This window comes from Providencia sp. PROV033 (assembly GCF_028484855.1).
GTDB lineage: Bacteria > Pseudomonadota > Gammaproteobacteria > Enterobacterales > Enterobacteriaceae > Providencia > Providencia alcalifaciens.
The window spans coordinates 1-6,600 of the sequence record NZ_JAMPSW010000137.1 but is presented as its reverse complement, the minus strand read 5'-3'; the positions used below and the strand labels follow the sequence as shown (position 1 = coordinate 6,600).

At 38.2% G+C, this 6,600-nt stretch carries 4 protein-coding genes; 2 read left to right on the top strand and 2 right to left on the bottom strand.

The window, feature by feature from the left end; all coding sequences use genetic code 11:
* Positions 1-249: 249 nt before the first annotated feature.
* A complete protein-coding gene (locus PSF16_RS16120) occupies positions 250-879 on the top strand; it encodes a thymidine kinase (protein ID WP_006661676.1) in 630 nt (209 codons plus the stop codon).
* A 636-nt stretch (positions 880-1,515) separates the two neighbouring features.
* Here the strand turns inward: PSF16_RS16120 and PSF16_RS16115 are convergent.
* Positions 1,516-2,220: a fimbrial biogenesis chaperone gene (locus tag PSF16_RS16115; protein WP_272689668.1), complete on the bottom strand. Its 705-nt coding sequence runs from the start codon at positions 2,218-2,220 to the stop codon at positions 1,516-1,518.
* A 489-nt stretch (positions 2,221-2,709) separates the two neighbouring features.
* Positions 2,710-5,370 (bottom strand): bifunctional acetaldehyde-CoA/alcohol dehydrogenase, encoded by a 2,661-nt coding sequence (gene adhE, locus PSF16_RS16110; RefSeq protein ID WP_272689667.1) that lies wholly within the window; start codon positions 5,368-5,370, stop codon positions 2,710-2,712.
* Positions 5,371-5,867: 497 nt separating this feature from the next.
* Here adhE and PSF16_RS16105 point away from each other — a divergent pair, with 497 nt between their 5' ends.
* The gene (locus PSF16_RS16105; protein ID WP_272689666.1) at positions 5,868-6,512 is read left to right on the top strand and encodes a YchE family NAAT transporter; all 645 of its coding nucleotides are present in this window, start codon (positions 5,868-5,870) and stop codon (positions 6,510-6,512) included.
* Positions 6,513-6,600 lie beyond the last annotated feature (88 nt).

Below are 6,600 nucleotides of genomic sequence, written 5' to 3'. Positions count from 1 at the left end.
GTTTAACGTAAATTTTCTTTTTTTGACATAATAAAATTAGCAATATGTGCCAATGGCTATACCAAGGAAAGTTAATATCAGTTTGAGATTAATTGTCTAGCACACAAAAAGAATGTGACTTAAAGTCACTAATTTAACATAGTGATGGGCGGAAATTCATACACTTACTTATCAGCATAGAGTTTCAGTTAATCTTAAAATGCCTTTATGCTAAAATATTCTGAAACATTATTTTTAGGAAACCGCCCAATGGCACAGCTCTACTTCTATTATTCTGCAATGAATGCAGGTAAATCGACTTCATTATTACAATCTTCCTATAACTACCACGAACGTGGAATGCGTACTTTGATTTTTACCGCTGAAATTGATAATCGTTTTAGTCATGGCAAGGTGTCTTCTCGGATAGGGTTATCTGCAGATGCGTTATTATTTTCGCCTATAACGGATATGGCGGAAATTATCAAAAATGAAAATAGTGTTCAGAAAGTACATTGTGTGCTCATTGACGAATGCCAATTTTTGACAAAACAGCAAGTAGAACAATTATGTGATGTAGTCGATAATTTAGACATTCCAGTGCTTTGCTATGGTTTGCGTACGGATTTTTCTGGGGAATTGTTTGCAGGAAGTCAGTATTTATTAGCGTGGGCAGATAAATTAGTTGAGTTAAAAACCGTCTGTTATTGTGGGCGTAAGGCAAATAAAGTTTTACGCATTGGTGGTGATGGTATACCAGTGTATGAAGGAGCACAGGTGGATATTGGTGGAAATGAAAAGTATATCTCAGTCTGTCGCAAACATTACTCCGATGCTATCAAACAAGCTCAATTAATGAATAGTGGAGCGATAGAGAAAACACCGTTTAACTTCAAATAAATGAAGATTAAGATTAATTAGGCATATAGTTTACAAATAGGAATATCAGGTTATTAAGACATTTTTGTCAAATAAGGTAAATAAATTAATAAAATACTCAATCTACTTGTAGTTAAAAATGGTTCGTAACAAAAAAAGTTTAAAACGGATTGAATGAAATTTGATAAGCCTCATGTTTTTAACATGGGGCTTTTTAGTGGATTAATTTTATACATGAACACATTATCCTATAATCAAAAAATGCAAATGTGCTTAAATGGTAGCGCGTAATGAAATTTAACATCTCAAATCTTAAAAACGACAAGTTTTTATTATTGTTTCTTTGCTTTGGAATACGCCTACGGTAATAGGAATATAAGGTAGGGTTGATTATATGCTCGTGGCAGTGAAACGAAGACTAATGAAAAGAGCATTGACTGGAATAAAATCGACTGCTTTTGTTCATAAGGTGACAACGAGATTATAACGTCTAGCCATTTCTTCATGTTTCCATTTCGCTAGGGGAAGCTAAGGTAACTGTGAATGTCCTCTCTGTACTATCTTTCCTCATCGATACGCTGTTGTCACGGGCTAGTGGATGTAGTTGAGTTAGCTATCATTCATCGCTTTTTATCCAGGCTGACCGCGTTTAATGCCTTATTCAGTGACAATAGCTGGTAGGTAAGTGAACTCGTCGGAAAGCCCACCAAAATCATTAATCATTTGCCATTGAGCTAGGGAAATATTTCCTTGAATATTGGGTATTTCTGTATCACTAAATGGTGCCAATATCAGGCTTTTATTATAGTTTTTCTGGTTATATTTAATATTTACAACAGTTAGATAGTAAGGTGTTGGATTATTAAATTTCCACAGTTTTTGTTGTTGGTGAAGAGTCACTCGCTGGAAAATATGGTTATTGGGAGCACTGAGATGACTAGGTCGATAAAATACTTTAATGATGATGTTGGTGACAAACGTGGGTTTAGTCTTATTTGCTCGCTCTCGAAGGTGTTTTTCTGCTGGAATAGCGCGTGTGTTTAAAAAGAAAAGAGATTCTCTATCGGCTGGTGATTCACTGTTATTTTTTAATAATACGCGAGCGCTAGACTGATTGTTTGCTTCTAATCGAAATAAGTAGGGGGTAACCAAAAAATAAGGTGACTTCGTACCTTCAATTTGTTCAGTCACGGTAGCCTGAATGAAATAGGGGATTGAATCCCCATTAATCACCGTGAATGTGGTGGAGGGGTGATCACTGTTTAATATTAATCTTGTTGGTTCCAGACGTAAGCCCACGCTGTAGGCTGAAAAGCTCAAGCACAGTAAAATTAAATAGGTAAAATCAGCCAGTTTTTTCATATCAATTTATGTCGTCCCGAGAAAAGAAAAGGTCATGGTTGATTGAAAAGAGTTCATTTATAGACTCATGTTTTTCTGGATGGGTACTTAACATAAGTATAAAAGGTTTTATGAAATTGATCCTTATTGGTGCTTTACTAAGCATTTCTACTGTTTTCAATAAAGTGACTCAAGTTAGCTGAGACCGCAGCGTGGTTATATTTCGGAAATACATATGCCAAGGTTTATATTTGGGTTATCAATAAGTCTGATGAGACCAACCTAATTTATAGGTGATATTCTAACGACGGTATTGTGGAGTAAACGAATGCTGCAATGAGAGAAGACGACTGCTTAGACAAATAATAGTAAGGTGGTTAGGGCGGTGATTTTATCATATATCCATCTTTGGGATGTTTGAATAAAGATAAAGGCTCCAAAAGCGTTAGGGGGATCCTAAATCTTTTGAAGCCTTTTTATCGATTAATGGCTATACCATTAGAATGCTAACTATTTTTTCGTGTTTTTCTTTTCTGCTTTAGGTGCAGCAAGTTCTGCGCCTTTTTCAGTAAATTCACGTCCGTAGTAAGAATCCAGTAACAGTTGTTTGATTTCAGAGATCAGCGGGTAACGTGGGTTAGCTCCAGTACATTGGTCATCAAACGCATCTTCAGACAATTTATCTAAATGAGCTAAGAAGTCCGCTTCGGCAACACCCGCTTCACGAATAGATTTAGGAATACCTAAATCCGCTTTCATCTCTTCTAGCCAAGCAAGTAGACGTTCAATTTTCTCACCTGTACGGTCGCCTGCTTTGGTCAATCCTAAGTGATCAGCAATCTCAGCATATTGACGACGAGCTTGAGGGCGATCGTATTGGCTGAATGCTGTTTGCTTAGTTGGGTTATCATTTGCGTTGAAACGAATAACGTTACAAATCAATAGGGCATTAGCTAAACCATGTGGAATATGGAATTCAGACCCCAATTTATGTGCCATGGAGTGACAAACTCCTAAGAAGGCGTTGGCAAATGCAATACCCGCTAATGTTGCTGCATTATGAACCCGCTCTCTTGCAACAGGGTTTTTTGCCCCTTCATGGTAGCTTGCTGGCAGATAATCTTTTAACAGGCTTAGTGCTTTTAATGCTTGACCGTCAGAGAATTCATTCGCCAGTACAGAAACATAAGATTCCAGAGCATGAGTCACGGCATCTAACCCACCAAATGCAGTTAGCGATTTAGGCATGTTCATGACTAAGTTTGCATCAACAATCGCCATATTTGGTGTTAATGCGTAGTCCGCCAATGGGTATTTTTGACCTGTTTTATCATCAGTCACAACGGCAAATGGTGTAACTTCAGAACCTGTACCTGACGTGGTTGTAATCGCCACTAATTTTGCTTTTACGCCCATTTTCGGGAATTTATGAATACGTTTACGGATATCCATAAAGCGTAACGCTAATTCTTCAAAGTGAGTTTCTGGGTGCTCGTACATGACCCACATAATCTTAGCGGCATCCATTGGGGAACCACCACCTAACGCGATGATCACATCCGGTTGGAATGCTTGCATTTGAGCGGCGCCTTTACGTACAACAGACAAGGTAGGATCCGCTTCTACTTCAAAGAAAACATCCGTTTCAATATGGTGTTTTTTCAGCACATCAACAATTTCATCGACATAACCATTATTGAATAAATAGCCATCGGTGACGATAAAGGCGCGTTTTGCACCATCAGTGGCTATCTCTTCTAAAGCAATAGGAAGACATCCACGGCGGAAATAGATTGAATTAGGGAGTTTATGCCACAACATATTTTCAGCTCTTTTTGCCACGGTTTTCTTGTTGATTAAGTGTTTTGGTCCTACGTTTTCGGAGATAGAGTTACCTCCCCAAGAACCACAACCCAAGGTTAAGGATGGTGCTAACTTAAAGTTATACAGGTCACCGATACCGCCTTGAGATGCTGGGGTATTAATCAAAATACGTGCCGTTTTCATTTTTTCGCCAAAATAGCTTACTCGAGCATGTTGGTTATCTTGGTCAGTGTAGAGGCAAGACGTATGACCAATACCGCCCATTTCAACTAATTGTTCTGCTTTTTCCACTGCATCTTCAAAGTTTTTAGCACGATACATTGCTAAAAGTGGAGAAAGTTTTTCATGGGCAAAAGGCTCTGATTCATCAATGAGTTTTACCTCGCCAATCAGAATTTTGGTGGTTTCAGGAACGACAATACCTGCCATTTCTGCAATTTTAAATGCTGGTTGACCCACGATTGCTGCATTTAGGTTACCATCTTTTAAAATAATATTTTGGACAGCTTTGAGTTCTTTACCTTGTAGTAGGTAACCGCCATGGGTAGCAAAGCGCTCACGAACTTGCTCATAAACTGCATCAACCACGACAACTGACTGCTCAGATGCGCAAATTACACCATTATCAAAAGTTTTTGACATCAAGATAGACGCAACGGCACGTTTGATATCGGCGGTTTCATCAATAACAACAGGGGTGTTACCTGCGCCTACACCAATAGCGGGTTTACCTGAGCTGTATGCTGCTTTCACCATGCCCGGACCACCGGTTGCTAAGATTAGGTTAATATCTGGGTGATGCATTAATGCGTTAGACAGCTCGACTGATGGGGAATCAATCCAACCGATGATATCTTTTGGTGCACCAGCTTCAATCGCTGCATTTAATACGATTTCTGCCGCACGGTTAGTCGCAATTTTAGCACGCGGATGTGGAGAAAAAATAATCGCATTACGAGTTTTTAAGCTAATTAAAGATTTAAAAATGGCAGTAGACGTTGGGTTTGTTGTTGGGACAATACCGCAGATAATGCCAATAGGTTCAGCGATAGTAATGGTGCCAAAGGTTGGGTCTTCAGACAGAATGCCACAGGTTTTTTCGTCTTTATACGCGTTATAGATATACTCAGAAGCGAAGTGGTTTTTAATCACTTTATCTTCCACAATACCCATACCTGATTCTTCAACGGCTAGTTTAGCTAATGGAATTCGAGCATCAGCCGCAGCGAGAGCCGCAGCGCGGAAAATACGGTCGACTTTTTCTTGAGAGAAGCTGGCAAATTCACGTTGAGCTTTTTTGACACGAGCAACGAGTTCATTGAGTTCGGTAACATTAGTTACGGACATATAGATTACTCCTGATAAAGTTAAAATTTTTAAGCCAATGAGCAAAGCATCTAAAAAAAGCTGTTGTAACAAGACCACCTAAAACAACAGTATAGATAAACTTAACAATAATGCGTTTCACTCATGCTAATTGGCTTATAAATCTCAGATAAATAGCTCAAAAAGTAAAAATTAACTGATTCATAATAACGTTTATTAGTTAAGAACAGATTAACAAAAAGGGGAATTAATAAAGTGATCTAAATCACAAAATGTGCAAGCTGACTCCTTTCAGCATGGCATTTTTACGTTTTAGTAGAAATTGCAAAAAAAGGATTAATGAATCGCTAAAAATGGGTGAATAAAACGTCGATTTTTGAGTGGTGAGACAACCTGCAATAAATAATTCTATTAAGATGCACAAAATTGTTCTTTAACTAAGGATTTTAGTCATTTCAGTGATAAAATTAATTCAGGTAAGCGTTTCTTGTTTAAGAATTTTATGAGGGTATTAATGGGTGATCGCAACATTACTTGATTTATCAGGCTATATTAAATTTTTTATTGGTCTATTTGCGTTAGTAAACCCGGTTGGTATCCTACCTGTGTTTATTAGTATGACAAACTACCAAACTATCGCGAGCCGTAATCGAACAAATACAATAGCCAACTCATCAGTGGCAATTATTTTATGTACGTCTTTACTGGTTGGTGACTCAATATTACAGCTGTTTGGCATCTCAATTGATTCGTTCCGTATCGCGGGGGGAATACTAATTGTTACTATCGCTTTATCGATGATCAGCGGTAAAATTGGTGAAGATAAACAAAACAAACAAGAAAAAACCGAAACAGCAGTGCGCGATAGCATTGGTGTGGTTCCATTAGCTCTTCCATTAATGGCGGGACCTGGTGCGATCAGCTCATGTATCGTGTGGTCTTCACGATGGACAGGGTGGCAAAATTTTATTGGATTAGCGTTAACCAGTATTTTATTTGCTTTCTGTTGTTGGTTGCTGTTCCGTTCGGCATCTTTATTGGTTCGTTATTTAGGGCAGACAGGTATTAACGTCGTCACCCGTATTATGGGGTTATTATTAATGTCATTAGGTATCGAAATTGCTGTAACGGGTGTGAAAGCAATATTTCCAGGTCTTTTATAACTCATTGTATTTAGCCGTCTATCGGGACGGCTATTCCTACCTCTCTTTTATTACACATCATCATCTCATCTCAATCGACAATATCCAT

Coding starts and splice junctions, on each gene's coding strand:
- PSF16_RS16115 (WP_272689668.1), bottom strand. CDS start 2,220: ATGAAAAAACTGGCTGATTTTACCTATTTAATTTTACTGTGCTTGAGC.
- PSF16_RS16120 (WP_006661676.1), top strand. CDS start 250: ATGGCACAGCTCTACTTCTATTATTCTGCAATGAATGCAGGTAAATCG.
- adhE (WP_272689667.1), bottom strand. CDS start 5,370: ATGTCCGTAACTAATGTTACCGAACTCAATGAACTCGTTGCTCGTGTC.